The sequence below is a fragment of the Clostridium sp. HV4-5-A1G genome (assembly GCF_900184915.1).
GTDB classification, from domain to species: domain Bacteria; phylum Bacillota; class Clostridia; order Clostridiales; family Clostridiaceae; genus Clostridium_B; species Clostridium_B aromativorans.
Window position 1 is genome coordinate 1 of sequence record NZ_FXYI02000089.1, and the last position, 14,756, is coordinate 14,756.

General features: G+C 35.4%; 11 protein-coding genes. 1 reads left to right on the forward strand and 10 read right to left on the reverse strand.

Going from position 1 to position 14,756, the window contains the following annotated elements:
• Positions 1-89: 89 nt before the first annotated feature.
• From J5G60_RS10585 to hcp, 7 genes are all read right to left on the reverse strand, one after another.
• The gene (locus tag J5G60_RS10585; RefSeq protein ID WP_150358313.1) at positions 90-1,073 is read right to left on the reverse strand and encodes a type I phosphomannose isomerase catalytic subunit; all 984 of its coding nucleotides are present in this window, start codon (positions 1,071-1,073) and stop codon (positions 90-92) included.
• 141 nt (positions 1,074-1,214) lie between these two features.
• A complete protein-coding gene (gene eutP / locus J5G60_RS10590) occupies positions 1,215-1,646 on the reverse strand; it encodes a EutP/PduV family microcompartment system protein (protein WP_150358312.1) in 432 nt (143 codons plus the stop codon).
• 10 nt (positions 1,647-1,656) lie between these two features.
• Positions 1,657-2,001: an ethanolamine utilization microcompartment protein EutS gene (gene eutS, locus J5G60_RS10595; RefSeq protein ID WP_150358311.1), complete on the reverse strand. Its 345-nt coding sequence runs from the start codon at positions 1,999-2,001 to the stop codon at positions 1,657-1,659.
• A gap of 110 nt (positions 2,002-2,111) precedes the next feature.
• On the reverse strand, positions 2,112-3,260 hold the full coding sequence (locus J5G60_RS10600) for a 1-propanol dehydrogenase PduQ (protein ID WP_150358310.1): 1,149 nt from the start codon (positions 3,258-3,260) through the stop codon (positions 2,112-2,114).
• Positions 3,261-3,537: 277 nt separating this feature from the next.
• Positions 3,538-4,599, reverse strand: coding sequence for an NAD(P)-dependent alcohol dehydrogenase (locus J5G60_RS10605; RefSeq protein ID WP_150358309.1), 1,062 nt, complete (start codon positions 4,597-4,599; stop codon positions 3,538-3,540).
• 325 nt (positions 4,600-4,924) lie between these two features.
• Entirely contained in the window at positions 4,925-6,817 is a 1,893-nt protein-coding gene (locus J5G60_RS10610; protein ID WP_150358308.1) for a sigma-54-dependent Fis family transcriptional regulator, read from the reverse strand.
• Positions 6,818-7,006: 189 nt separating this feature from the next.
• A complete protein-coding gene (gene hcp, locus J5G60_RS10615; RefSeq protein WP_150358307.1) occupies positions 7,007-8,647 on the reverse strand; it encodes a hydroxylamine reductase in 1,641 nt (546 codons plus the stop codon).
• 184 nt (positions 8,648-8,831) lie between these two features.
• Between hcp and J5G60_RS10620 the strand changes: the two genes are divergently transcribed.
• Positions 8,832-9,221: a hypothetical protein gene (locus J5G60_RS10620; protein ID WP_150358306.1), complete on the forward strand. Its 390-nt coding sequence runs from the start codon at positions 8,832-8,834 to the stop codon at positions 9,219-9,221.
• A gap of 174 nt (positions 9,222-9,395) precedes the next feature.
• Here J5G60_RS10620 and J5G60_RS10625 read toward each other — a convergent pair whose 3' ends face one another.
• The 3 genes from J5G60_RS10625 to J5G60_RS19075 form a co-directional block, all read right to left on the reverse strand.
• Entirely contained in the window at positions 9,396-10,700 is a 1,305-nt protein-coding gene (locus J5G60_RS10625) for an MFS transporter (protein WP_150358305.1), read from the reverse strand.
• Between the two features lie 358 nt (positions 10,701-11,058).
• On the reverse strand, positions 11,059-14,571 hold the full coding sequence (gene nifJ / locus J5G60_RS10630; protein WP_150358304.1) for a pyruvate:ferredoxin (flavodoxin) oxidoreductase: 3,513 nt from the start codon (positions 14,569-14,571) through the stop codon (positions 11,059-11,061).
• 53 nt (positions 14,572-14,624) lie between these two features.
• The coding region (locus J5G60_RS19075; RefSeq protein ID WP_150358303.1) for a 4-hydroxyphenylacetate 3-hydroxylase C-terminal domain-containing protein at positions 14,625-14,756 on the reverse strand (132 nt) is incomplete at its 5' end.

Below are 14,756 nucleotides of genomic sequence, written 5' to 3' on the forward strand. Positions count from 1 at the left end.
TTATTATATAATATTAATTGTTATTTTGCAAGAACTTTTTTATTTATTTTAAAAAAAGTTTTGAGGTATGCATGGGGCATACCTCAAAACTAAAACTTTCTAATCTCCTTTAATATACTATTTTCTACTTTACTGCAGTCCGGTACATAGCTTTTAAGCAATTTCATCCTGCCCTCCAATGTATAATTTCCCAGAAATGCAGGTATAAGGAAACTATCACCTTTAGATATGGTTTCAGATCCACCATCATATATTATCTTTCCCTGTCCATCAACACAGGTAAATATATAAAATCTTTCTCTGTCACTGTCTTCCGAAGCCCTATCCAAAATATCATATAATTCCAGTGAAAACTCTCTCGCAAGGCATAAATAGGTCTTTTCAAAGCCTTCTCTTTTTAAGGTAATTCCTCTGCTCTTTTCTCCCTTCAAACTTAGATCCACTACATCCAGTGCTTTTTTAACATGAAGTTGCCTTCCCCTACCATAGTCATAGACTCTGTAGGTGACATCACTGCTCTGCTGAATCTCTGCTATAATAACTCCCTCGCATATAGCATGAACAAGTCCACTTTTTATAAAATACACATCTCCCTTTTTAACAGGTATTTTATTCATAAACTTTTCCAGATTACCCTGCTCAATTGCATTTTTAAATTGCTGCATAGTACAATTTTTCTTCGTCCCTACTATTAAACTTGCACCTTCAAAGGCATCTACTACATACCATACCTCTGACTTCCCAGAATCATTTTCCACTTTACCTGCATATGCATCATTTGGGTGCACCTGTATGGAAAGTTTATCTGTAGCATTTATCAATTTTATAAGAAGAGGAAATCTCTTCACTCTAATTTCAGTTCCTAAAAGTCTTTCTCCTAGTTTATCAATAAGTTCATCAAATTTAATTCCCTTTAATTCTCCGTTTGCCACTATTCCTGTACCATTTTTATGACACGCAATATCCCAGCTTTCTCCTATCTTCCCCTCTGGAAGATTATTCCTGAAGGCTTCTAAATCTCTTCCTCCCCAAATTTTTTTATAATATAGATTCTCAAATTTTATAGGATACAAAGTAATCCATCTCCTTATACATTAAAATTCGGTAACTATATTATAACTCTTACAAACATTTATTTTTCTTTATACAAAAAATAATATACAGAAAAATTGATCCAGGATCACTGTTTCGTAGACTTTTCTATATATTATGCCTTAATTCTCAATATATTTTTTTATCTCTTCAAAACCGGTATTATCTAAACTGCTTATTTTAAATACCCTCTCAGCACCCGCCATCTTCAATATTTCTTCTAATATAGCAATATCACCGCTTTTTCTGCAAAGATCCATTTTAGTTATTATACCTATAAGCGGTTTGGCAAACATACCCGCAAAACTAGGCGGAAATACAACATTTAAATTTGTACACTCCTGAAAAATAGCTATGACATCACAATCTGCTGAAAGAACTGAAATTGCACTATAGAGTCTATTTTCTATATATTCACCCGGCGTATCCATAAATGCACCATTTAAAAATTCTGGAGTCTGAGTTTTTTTATAACTTATTTTCTCCCCTGACATAGCTTGACAAAAAGTAGTTTTCCCAGAACCCGTTTTTCCTATTAGCAATAAAGTTTTCATAACAACTCCCCTATGATTTAGTTATATCGGCTACAGAAAATTTAAGTACCTTGCTCAATAAATTGAGCACTTCTCGAAGAGCAGATTCCACACTGGAAACATCTCCAGTTATAACTAAAGATCCACTGAATCTATCTACAAATCCAATATATACCTGTGCTGCCTTAGTAGCCACATCTGCTGCTATAATTGCAGCTTCACTGGGAGTTATAGTAAGTATCCCTATTGCATTCATATTTTCATTTATCAGTCCAAGCTTTCTGTATAAATCCCTATTGGGATTTGCTATTACATGTGCCAGTGTAACTTGTTTACCCGGAACATATTCCTGTATTACCCTTTGTTTTTTTTCCATAGATTATCACCACAAATACCTTTATAAATATTAAAAAATATGTCTTTTGTACACTACTCCTATGTGTAAATTTTACAATTGAAATGAATATTTGTCAATTCCCATATTTTCTAATCATAAATATCCTTAAATAATTTTTTTACAGCCTCTACCTGCGGTTTTCTAGGATTTGTACCGGTGGTTTTATCCTCAATAGCCACTTTAGCCAATTCTTCCAGATTGTCATTGAATTCTTTTTCAGGTACTCCTAATTGTTTAAGTGAATCAGGAATATTTAAATCTCTAAGAAGATCTTTTATAGCCTCAATTAAATTCCTGACCGCCTGCCTTACACTGCTGGAAGGTACACCAATTATGTTTGCCAGATATGCATACTTTTCAGCTGTCTTCAAATACTCACCTGAATTAAATTCCTCGATGTCCGCATTATATTCTATAACATGGGGCAATATTACAGCATTGCTCCTTCCATGAGATATATGATATCTAGCACCAATGGTATGGGCCATGCCATGGTTTAACCCCAATGCAGCATTATTAAATGCCATTCCTGCCATGCAGGAAGCATTATGCATCTTTTTTCTGGCCTCTAAATCATTTCCATTCCTATATGCTTTCAAAAGATTTTCAAAAACAAGTTTTACAGCTTTCTCTGCCAAAGCATCGGTAAAATCATTGGCATTAATGGACACGTAGGATTCTATGGCATGAGTCAATACATCCATTCCGGTATCTGCAGTAACAAAATCTGGAACTGTCTTCACTAAATCCGCATCCAATATGGCCTCATCAGGTAATAATTCCTCTGCTACAAGTGTAGATTTTATATTATTTTTTTTATCTGTTATAACCGAAAAATCAGTGACTTCTGAGCCAGTGCCACTAGTAGTAGGTATAGCTATAAATTTTATTTTTTTATTTTCTCTGGATTTATTTAATTTAGAAATAAAATATTTTATGGCTTTCGCCGAATCTATAGCGGAACCCCCTCCCAAGGCTATTATAATACTTGAATTGAACTTTATCATATTCTCTACACCTCTTACCACTATATCTGTGGAAGGATCTGGAGTTATATCTGAAAATACCTGATATTCAGATTGAGTTTTTGCCAATTCTCCAGTTACCATATTTATAGTACCTGATTTGACCATAAATGGATCTGTAACTATAAATATTCTCTCATTTTTAAATTTGCTTAATCTCTGTAAAGAATGATCTCCAAAATGTACTTGAGTTTGAACTTTAAAATCGCCCATAATTTTCCTCCTTCTATACAACAACAGTTTCTATTGTAACTTATAACTACATCTACATTAAAAATGATATTATAATAATTATATACATTAATATGCAAAATATAAAGACATATTATTCTGCTATATTAAAATTATTTACATATTAAACTAAGATTCAAATTACGGGTAAGTTGCCAGCTTTTCATCAAGTGATTCCAAGGTTTAAACGAGGAGAAACTTGCAGACAAGTTTTTTATCCCAACCTAGGAACCACCTCTACAATAATAAATTTCAAAAACTATTTTTCTATTACAACCACAGGTTTAATTAAATCCTTAGGTTTATCTTTCATTAGCAAAAGTGCTTTCTCTATATTTTCAAAACCGCTATAAACATGGGTAACAAGTTTGCTTATATCAACCCGTCCATATCTTACAAGATCTATTAACCTTTGGACCCTAAGTCTTCCTCCAGGACAAAGCCCTCCTCTTATGGTTTTATGAGCCATTCCACATCCCCATGCTTCACGGGGTACAGGCAAAAAATCTCCCTTCCCATGATAATTTACATTGGAAACCACTCCTCCGGGTTTAACCATAGTTATAGCTTGTGCTAAAGTGTCAACATTTCCTCCAGCTATAATCACACGATCAACGCCCTTTCCATGGGTCAAGCTCATGATCTGTTCAACTATATCTCCTTCTTTGTAGCTTATTATATCAGTTGCCCCATAACTCCTGGCAACCTCAACACAAACCGGTCTAGTTCCAACACCTATAAGTCTTCCTGCTCCACGCAGCCTGGCTCCTGCCACAGCCATCAGCCCCACCGGTCCTATACCTATAACTACCACACTCTGTCCTAATTCTATCTCAGCCAATTCTGCACCATGAAAACCCGTAGTCATCATGTCAGTTATCATAACTGCGCTCTCTACAGGTATTTCATCTGGTAAAATTTCAAGATTGGCATCTGCTTCATTTACATGAAAATAATCTGCAAAAACTCCATCTTTAAAATTGGAATATTTCCACCCAGCAAGCATTCCTCCTGAATGTTGAGGATATCCTGACTGAGATTCCAATGTCCCCCAATCCGGTGTTGTACATGGCACTATTACTCTGTCACCTGGTTTGAAATCTTTGACCATATTTCCTACTTCAACTACTTTTCCCACTGCCTCATGTCCTAGAATCATATTGCTTCTCTCTCCAAGTGCCCCTTCAAATACAGTATGAATATCAGAAGTGCATGGTGATACAGCCAATGGAGACACTATGGCATCATATGGACCTGCTTTTGGTGCATCTTTTTCAACCCATCCTACTTTATCTGGACCTATCATTGCAAAACCTTTCATAAAATAAAAACCTCCTAACTTACAAAATATTGTACTGTTATCTTAGAGCAAAATCCGTTCCAATAATTCTCACTAAATTACAATATGAGAAATTTTCAAATTAAAGAAAAGCCTATTTACAATAATAAAGCGACTAAAATGGCGCTTATAAATTATTTAAAATAGGTTAAATTTTTAATTATTTTTTTACAAATCAAATTCTCTCAAAAATAAGATTGTTGTTAAATACTACAATATTTATTCAATTACTGTTTTATTTTACAACATTGTTGTTTTTTTATACATTATTTCAATTTCAAGCCCATAAAAATTTGATAAATATTTATCATCTAATTTTTATATCAAACTTCCTTATTTTAGTATATAAGGTACTTCTATTTATTTTTAAAATTTTAGCAGCTTTGGTAATATTGAAATTACATTTATGCAGGCAATCTACTATGGCTATTTTGTCCCATTGATCTAGAGAATACATATCATACTCAAAATTCTCCTCCTTACAACTTATTTGTGTTTCACGAAAATCCGAGTCCTTAAATTCAAAAGAGGTATTCCCATTCATATTTACAATATTTTCAATGCAATTCTCAAGTTCTCTTACATTTCCGGGCCAATTGTAATTTAAAATCTTCTGATATAATTCAGGGTTTATCTTTGGTATAGGCTTTTTCAATTTCAGGGACTTAACCTTTAAAAAATGATTGATGAGAATTTTCACATCATTCCCTCTATCTCTAAGAGGAGGAACATACAGCGGAATCACACTTAATCTATAATACAAATCCTCCCTAAAATTTCCCCTTTCCACTTCTTGTTTTAAGTCCTTATTAGTTGCTGCAATAATTCTCACATCCACAGCTATGCACCTGTTTCCACCAATCCTTGTAACACACCCTTCTTGAAGTACCCTAAGCAAATTAACCTGCATGTCCAGAGGCATTTCACCTATTTCATCCAAAAATAATGTTCCTCCATCTGAAAGCTCAAATTTACCAGCACGTCCACCCTTTCTAGCCCCTGTAAAAGCACCTTCTTCGTACCCAAACAATTCACTTTCTATTAAATTTTCAGGTATTGCACCACAATTTACAACTACAAAAGGATAGTTTTTTCTTTTACTTCCATTATGAATTGACTGGGCAATAAGCTCTTTTCCAGTTCCACTCTCGCCCTGGATTAAAACTGTAGATGGACTATCTGCCACCTCCTTCGACTGCTCTATCAATTTGAGTACTATATCGCTTTCACCTATCAGATCATCAAAGGTATAAGTTGCTGTCTTACCTATGTATTTGTTTACAAGATTATATACCTTATTCATATTTCTAAACATGGCTACCATTCCTATTACAGCACCATTTCGATCTCTTATAGGATACACATTCAGATTAAGCCTTTGTTTCTTATCTTCATGTGAATATATTATCTCTCTATTTTCATATAATCTACCTTCTTTTAATTCTTTAAATATATATACCCAATTATTTAAAATACTGTCTATGTTCTCACCAACAACTTCCTTCTTTACATATAGAAGTTCGCAGGCACTGTTATTTATGGCTCTTATTTTACCATTATTATCCACAGCAATAATTCCTGAATTAATAGAATTTATAACCTTGTCCATATATTGATGTGCCTGAAATAATTCATACTGGGTTTTTTCCACCTTTAACTGGTTTTCTACATATCGTACTGACGCAGCTACAAGCCCTAGAGTATGAGGGTGTTCTAACTGGCGTCTCCCTGTAAGATTTAAACATCCTATTACATTACCCTTTACATCATGAATAATATCCGCAGAACAAGTCCAGGTATAATATGTAGTTATAAAGTGTTCTTCTCCCGATATTTGAACAGCACAATCTTCATAAAGAGCAACACCTATTGCATTAGTGCCTGTACTTCTTTCACTCATGTCAGCCCCTTCTACAATTCCCATTTTTTTCTCATCCTCTATTACATCCTTATCGCCTATAATCGTAAGCACAATGCCATTTTTATCTATAAGATACAGCGAAAATCCTGAATCTTTTAAAAATTTATATAGCACTTTCATAAAGGGAACAGCAATTTTTATAAGTTTTTCATTTTCTCTAAGCACTGTATGAAATTCTTCATTTTTAAGTATTCTCGTAGGGAAAACCCTATCTTTATCTATCCCGTATTGAATACACCTTTTATGAGATTCTAATATCTCTTCATTGATGTGAAAAATAATAACACCTCCTTTGCATCAAAAGATTAGGATCCATAACCGTGTTCTCATATTATAGATTGATCATACCATAAATCAAAAAAAAAGGCGATCCATCACACCACCTATGGAGGTGGAAGATTTCTCGCCAATTGATGTTAAAATATAAATTCAGTGCAGCGGGAGAGCCAGCAATAAAATATTTGAACTTTATTTTTCAAAGAAAAGTTTTATGTCATCTTCTACTGATCCTATGCCTGCAATTCCAAAATTCTCAACCAATACATTAGCTACATTTTCGGAAAGAAATGCAGGAAGAGTAGGGCCAAGATGAATATTTTTCACGCCAAGATACAACAGTGCCAGCAGAACTATTACGGCTTTCTGCTCATACCATGCAATATTATATACAATAGGAAGATCATTTATATCCTCAAGTCCAAAAACTTCTTTCAATTTCAATGCAATCACTGCCAATGAATAGGAATCGTTGCATTGTCCTGCATCAAGTACACGGGGAATTCCTCCAATATCGCCCAGCTGAAGCTTGTTGTATTTATATTTCGCACATCCTGCTGTAAGAATAATTGCATCTTTCGGCAGTGCTTTTGCAAAATCAGTATAATAATTTCTGGACCTGGCTCTTCCGTCACATCCTGCCATAACAACAAATTTTTTAATAGCACCTGATTTTACTGCATCCACAATTTTATCTGCCAATGCAAGAACCTGATTATGTGCAAATCCCCCTATAATTTCACCACTTTCTATTTCAACAGGAGGCGCACACTTTTTGGCATGTTCAATAATCTGGGAAAAATCTTTTTCTTCTCCTACTTCACCTTTAATATGCTTACACCCTGGAAATCCTGCTGCACCAGTAGTGTAAAGTCTATCCTTATAGCTAGCTTTAGGCGGCACTATACAATTGCTGGTCATAAGAATAGGTCCATTAAAGCTCTCAAATTCTTCTTTTTGCTTCCACCACGCATTTCCATAGTTTCCTGCAAAATGAGAATACTTCTTGAATGCTGGATAATAATGAGCTGGAAGCATTTCAGAATGGGTATACACATCAACGCCAGTTCCCTCTGTCTGTTTTAGAAGCATCTCCAGATCCCTAAGATCATGTCCCGAAATCAATATACCAGGATTGTTTCTTACTCCTATATTTACTTTTGTAATTTCAGGATTGCCATAGGAAGATGTATTTGCCTTATCCAAAAGTTCCATGACATTAACGCCATATTTCCCAGTTTCAAGTGTCAATGCCACTAGATCATCCACACCCAAAGTATCATCTAATGTTTTTGCCAATGCCCTCTGCAAAAACGCATCAACTTCCTCATTGTCTTTCAAAAGCGCATTTGCATGCTTGCTATAGGCTGATAGGCCTTTTAAACCATAGGTAATCAATTCACGCAGACTTCTTATATCTTCATTCTTTGTTGAAAGAACTCCAACACCAGCTGCCTTTAACGCAAATTCATGTCTATTGGAACTGTACCAGGCTGCTGCTTCTGGAAGATCATTTTTATTGTCCAGCTGTTTTAACAGTTCTTCTTTCTTTTCCAGAGTTTCAAGAATTCTTGAAACTATCATATCTTCATCAAAGTTAGCATTTGTTATTGTTGTAAACATATTGGATGTCACCAAATGATTTATTTCACTACTCACTTTTTTTCCTTCAGCACGCAGTGCTGTAGTAACTGCAGATATCCCTTTTGTCACATATACAAGCAAATCCTGCATAGCTGCTACCTCAGGTTTTTTGCCGCATACTCCCACCTTAGTACAGCCTGTACATCCTGCTGTTTCCTGACATTGATAACAAAACATTTTATTTACCATGATTATGTTCCTCCTTCTGATCTTTTTATTTCTTTCGATAAATCTATATTAGCAGGAGTCCTTAAGAAATTCCGTAACATAGGTTACATGAATTTAACATTTTATATGTAATATTTAATTTTGTAACTATATAACAGTTATAACCATACTATTAAATTAAGAGTAAAAAATGGGAGTTATATGTATGTACAATTATAATAGCTTTAGATTTGAAAATGAAATGGAACCTTTTGAAGAGCTTTACTGCCCTTACTGCCAATTTTGCACTTTTTTATATCCTGCACAGATGACAAGACAACAGAATAAACTTCCTCCTGGTCCTCCTCCAATTAGCGCCCCCGCAAAACAAAAATCAAATTTAAAATCCGGGCCTCAATTAAAAGCAGTTGATCCTACTTCTTTAAGACCTTGTACATTTAAATATGTTTATATCTGGCCGAAAAGAGGAAATCCTTTCTGGGCCTGGATAATCAACGTAGGCAGGAGATCTGTTTCCGGATACAGGTGGTATAGAGGTAGATGGGCATACTTCGGAATGGATTTAAAACAAATAGAAAGTTTTATATGCTACTAACTACAAAGAAGCTGTTACGAAATAAATTTGAAATAGCAATTTAGATAAATAAATATCTTGAAAAAACAAAAAATGCGTTTGAAAAAGGCTTAATAGTCCTAATTTAAACCGCATTTTTTGTATATTATTTTCTTGCAGGACTATTTTTCAATAGTCCCTAAACCAATTTTAAACCTAATTAGCCTTAGAATTAGCTTCTAATTCTCTAAAACCACGCCCACTTGTTACTGCCGGTAATGATACAGCTACGAAAAATCCTATGATCAAAAATACTCCTAAAGTCCACATTCCTGCAACAGCATTATTGTATCTAGTCATCAACGCTCCCACAACATACGGTCCTACAAAGCCGCCCAGATTTCCAATAGCATTTATAACTCCACGGCAGCCTCCTGCCACATCTGCAGAAAATAACATTGGAGGCATAGTCCAGAATGGTCCATTTCCAGCTTCATAAAATGCACCACATCCTATCATAAATGCATAGGATACCCATACATATTTGCCAAATTGTACAGAACATATCAGGCATACGCCGAATAACAACATGGGAATTGCAGTCGACATCTTGGAATTATGTGTTTTATCACTTATATTACCGAATACCCACAATCCAACCATACCTGCAACGAAAGGAAACATTGAAAGAAATCCTATACCCGTTATTCCCGTTTTACTAATTGACTTAAGTAACGTAGGCAGCCATAAAGTAAAACCATAAACTCCTATTTGATAGCAGAAGTACACAATACTTAATTTAACCATGTTTATATTTCTCAATGCCTGTCCAAAAGTAAGTTTTGCTGCTACATTTTTATCCATGGCAGCTTTTTCCTCTGCAAGCTTTGAATCGATGTAATCCTTTTCCTCTTTGCTAAGCCATTTTGCATTCTCAGGACGATCCGTAATAAGAGGCAGCCAACAAAGCATTAATAATAATGCCAATATTCCTTCACCTATAAACAAAAGACGCCAGCTGCTCAATACAATTAGCCAACTGGAAATAGGCCCAGTTATCATATTTGCCACAGCAAGATTCATGATAAAGAAAGCATTTGCTCTTCCTCTCTCTTCCATTGGAAACCAGTGAGTAATAATAACCAGTATGGCAGGCCAAACTCCACCTTCAGCAACTCCTAAACAAAATCTTAAAATCAAAAGCTGTGTTGAATTATGAACAAACCCCTCTACAATAGCAAATATACTCCAGGCAATTATTGAAAAACTAATAAATTTTTTTGCACTTCCGTGTTCTGCCATGTTCCCGCCTGGAATTTGCAAAACCATGTAGCCGATAAAGAAAATACCAGAGGCAAGTCCACTCATGGAAGCTGTCAAATTCAAAGCTTCACTCATGCCACCTGCAATGGCAAAACTTATATTGGTACGATCCATAAATGCAACAATATAAACCAGTATACAAACCGGAATAATATGTGTCCAACGCCTTTTTGGAATTTTCTTAACTTCTGTTTCCATATCTCCATCCTCCTAATTATTAAATTAATTATATAAATGAGCAGAACAGTAAAATTGTATTTATTTACTCCATTTCTGTTACATGTTATAATTATGATGGACAGCTGAAAATCCTATTTTATACTATAGTATAGTTATTAATTCATTTATAGATACCCCATATCACTATCTAAGAAAGTGATATGAATTAGCTGTCAGTTATTATTGAGAGAGAGTTTTTCCTATCCCCGACTAATAAATAGGAAAAAACAAACTCTCTTTCTGTCTATTTTCAAATGTTCATCATTTTGTGTAATAACATGTAATTTACTTGAGTCTTTCACTTTTTACACAATTCTGCTCATTTATTATCTAAAATTTATTTTGCCAGCTTTTTATATATATCCAGTCTTTCTCTTGCGTCTCTTTCCGTTATTGTGTACATTTCATCTGCTTTATCAGGTAATATTTTTTTCAATGAAGCATATCTAACCTCACCTAATAAGAAATTTTTAAAGTCTCCATCTGGCTCTTTAGAATCCAATATAAAAGGATTTTTTCCTTCAGCCTTTAATGCTGGATTAAATCTATAAAGTGGCCAATACCCACATTCTACAGCTCTTTTCCCCTCTTCCTGACTTTTGTTCATTCCACATTTCAATCCGTGATTGATGCATGGTGCATATGCAATTATAAGTGATGGACCTTCATATGCTTCTGCCTCTCTTATAGCTTTAAGTGTCTGATTCTTATCAGCACCCATACAGATCTGAGCAACATATACATACCCATAGGTCATTGCCATAAGCCCAAGATCTTTCTTTTTCGTTCTCTTTCCTCCCGAAGCAAACTTTGCAATAGCCGATGATGGAGTTGCTTTAGAAGATTGTCCTCCTGTATTTGAATAAACTTCCGTATCCACTACAAGTACATTTACATCCTCACCTGTGGCCAATACGTGATCAAGGCCCCCATATCCTATATCGTAAGCCCATCCATCTCCACCAAATAACCATTGTGATTTCTTAATGAAGAAATCGCTTAAATTAAACAATTCTTTAGTAAGATCATTTTTATATTTTTCCTTTTCAAGCAGCGGCATGATTTTAGATTTTGCTGCTTTAGATTCTGAAGCACTGTTCATATTTTTTATCCATTCTCTCAGTGCTACTTTCAATTCACTGGAAATATCAGATTCCATAGCTTTCTCAGCAATATTTTTCATTTTTTCTCTTGTCTGGTTGATACCCACATACATTCCATAGCCATATTCAGCATTATCCTCAAATAATGACATAGCCCATGCAGGTCCATGGCCTTCAGCATTGACAGTATATGGAGTAGAGGGAGTAGACCCTGACCATGCTGAAGAGCAGCCAGAGGCATTAGCTATAAGCATTCTATCTCCAAATAACTGCGTTATGAGTTTCATATACGGAGTCTCACCACATCCGCCGCAGGCACCGCTAAATTCAAGCAGCGGCTGTTCAAATTGACTTCCTTTAACAGTATCAGTGCCTATAGGATTCTTAACTGGAAGTTTAATTGCATAATCAAACTTTTCCTGTTCACAAGTCTGCGTATCTATTGGTTTCATGACAAGGGCATCACGAGGGCATACATCTGCACAGCTGCCGCATCCTGTACAATCAAGGGCACTCACAGCCATAGAAAACTTATATCCATCAAATTTCTTTCCACCCTTAGCATCCATAAATTTCATTCCCTTTGGAGCACGTTGTACTTCACCTTCATCCAATAATATCGGCCTAATTACTGCATGTGAGCATACATATGAACATTGATTACACTGTATGCATCTTTCAGGCTGCCATTCTGGAACATTTACAGCAACTCCCCTTTTCTCATATGCCGCAGCTCCATTTTGAAAAGTTCCATCCTCCATTCCAACGAAGGAACTCACCGGAAGCAGATCTCCTTCTTGTCTGTTCATAACATCCACTATATTTTTTATATAATCTGGTCTATCAGATTCCGTCTTTTCCTCCATTTTAGCATCAGCCCAGCTTTTAGGTACATTTATTCTGACAATAAATTCTGCTCCACTATCCACTGCTTTTTGATTCATCCTAACTACATTTTCACCTTTTCTTCCATATATATCAGCTATGGCTTCTTTGAGATACCTAGTTGCATCTTCTACAGGTATGATTTTAGCAAGTGTAAAAAATGCCGACTGCATTATCATGTTGATTCTTCCGCCAAGTCCTATTTCCTGTGCTATCTTCACAGCATTTACGGTATAGAATTTAATATTGTGTTCTGCAATATATTTTTTCATTGCCGCTGGTAATTTTTCATCAACTTCGTTTCCATCCCAAATTGTATTTAAAAGGAATGTACCTCCGTCCTTGATGCCGTCAAGAACATTATATTTATATACGTATGCCTGATTATGGCAGGCCACATAATCCGCTGAATTTATCAGATAAGTAGATTTTATAGGTTTCTTACCAAACCTCAAATGAGAAATTGTAATTCCTCCTGATTTCTTAGAATCATAGGAAAAATATCCTTGAACATACATATCCGTATGATCCCCTATAATCTTAATGGCACTTTTATTAGCTCCAACAGTTCCGTCTGAACCAAGTCCCCAAAATTTACACTGCTTTGTTCCTTCTGGAACCGTTGATAAATGTCTTGTAATCGGAAGTGATGTATGTGTCACATCATCCACAATACCAATTGTAAAACCATTCTTTGGAGAATCATCTCTTAAACTATCATACACAGCTGCAATCTGCGAAGACGTCGTATCTTTCGAACCGAGACCATATCGTCCTCCAACAATTATCATATCTCTATTTTTCCTAAAATAAGCATTTGTTACGTCAGTGTACAATGGTTCCCCAAGTGAACCAGCTTCCTTTGTTCTATCTAATACAGCTATTTTTTTAACTGTCTCAGGTATATATTTGAAGAAATGTTTTAATGAAAAAGGCCTATATAAGTGAACTTTAAGAACTCCTACTTTTTCCCCATTGTTATTTAGATAATCTACAGTTTCTTCTATAGTATCGCAGACTGAGCCCATTGCTATGATCATCCTATCGGCTTCAGGAGATCCATAGTAATTGAACAAATGATAATCAGTTCCTATAAGTGAATTTATTTGCTGCATGTAGTCTTCAACTATCTCAGGTAACCTCAAATAGTATTTATTCGAAGCTTCCTTCTGTTGAAAAAAGATATCTGGATTTTGAGTAGTTCCCCTCGTTACAGGATGTTCTGGATTCAAAGCATTTTTCTGAAACTTTCTCAGTGCTTCATAGTCTACCATTTTTGCCAGATCATCATAATCCCATATTCTAATTTTCTGAATTTCATGTGATGTTCTAAAGCCATCAAAAAAACTCAAAAATGGTATTCTCCCTTTAATGGCAGAGAGATGTGCGACTGGTGAAAGATCCATAACTTCCTGAACTCCACCTTCAGCCAAAAGTGCAAAACCCGTTTGTCTTGTAGCCATGACATCTCCATGATCCCCAAATATACTCAAAGCATGACTGGACAAAGTTCTAGCGCTAACATGAAATACACCTGGCAGCAATTCTCCTGCTATCTTGTACATATTTGGAATCATCAGCAACAATCCCTGCGAAGCTGTAAAAGTGCTGGAAAGAGATCCCGATTGAAGTGCACCGTGAACTGCGCCTGAGGCCCCTCCTTCTGACTGCATTTCTACAATCTTCACTCTTTGTCCAAATATATTTTTTCTCCCCTGCACAGACCATTCGTCAATATATTCTGCCATTGGTGACGATGGTGTAATAGGATATATCGCTGCTGTTTCAGTAAAAGCATATGCTACATGAGCAGCAGCAGCATTACCATCCATAGTTTTCCATTTTATTTTATTTAGACTCATTATGCTTCACTTCTTTCTATATTTTATGGATTGGTTTTGTTAATAAGTCTATATTATTCTATTCTAGCAATTGATTTCGCTAATTTCTTTTTATCTCCCAAATTCTCCTGTCTAGCTATCATTATTCTCTGTGCCTGAGGTGAACCTGCCCCGTGCATGGATTCAGTCCTATAGCTTACTGCAGC

Coding starts and splice junctions, on each gene's coding strand:
- eutP (WP_150358312.1), bottom strand. CDS start 1,646: ATGAAAACTTTATTGCTAATAGGAAAAACGGGTTCTGGGAAAACTACT.
- eutS (WP_150358311.1), bottom strand. CDS start 2,001: ATGGAAAAAAAACAAAGGGTAATACAGGAATATGTTCCGGGTAAACAA.
- J5G60_RS10600 (WP_150358310.1), bottom strand. CDS start 3,260: ATGGGCGATTTTAAAGTTCAAACTCAAGTACATTTTGGAGATCATTCT.
- J5G60_RS10605 (WP_150358309.1), bottom strand. CDS start 4,599: ATGAAAGGTTTTGCAATGATAGGTCCAGATAAAGTAGGATGGGTTGAA.
- hcp (WP_150358307.1), bottom strand. CDS start 8,647: ATGGTAAATAAAATGTTTTGTTATCAATGTCAGGAAACAGCAGGATGT.
- J5G60_RS10620 (WP_150358306.1), top strand. CDS start 8,832: ATGTACAATTATAATAGCTTTAGATTTGAAAATGAAATGGAACCTTTT.
- J5G60_RS10625 (WP_150358305.1), bottom strand. CDS start 10,700: ATGGAAACAGAAGTTAAGAAAATTCCAAAAAGGCGTTGGACACATATT.
- nifJ (WP_150358304.1), bottom strand. CDS start 14,571: ATGAGTCTAAATAAAATAAAATGGAAAACTATGGATGGTAATGCTGCT.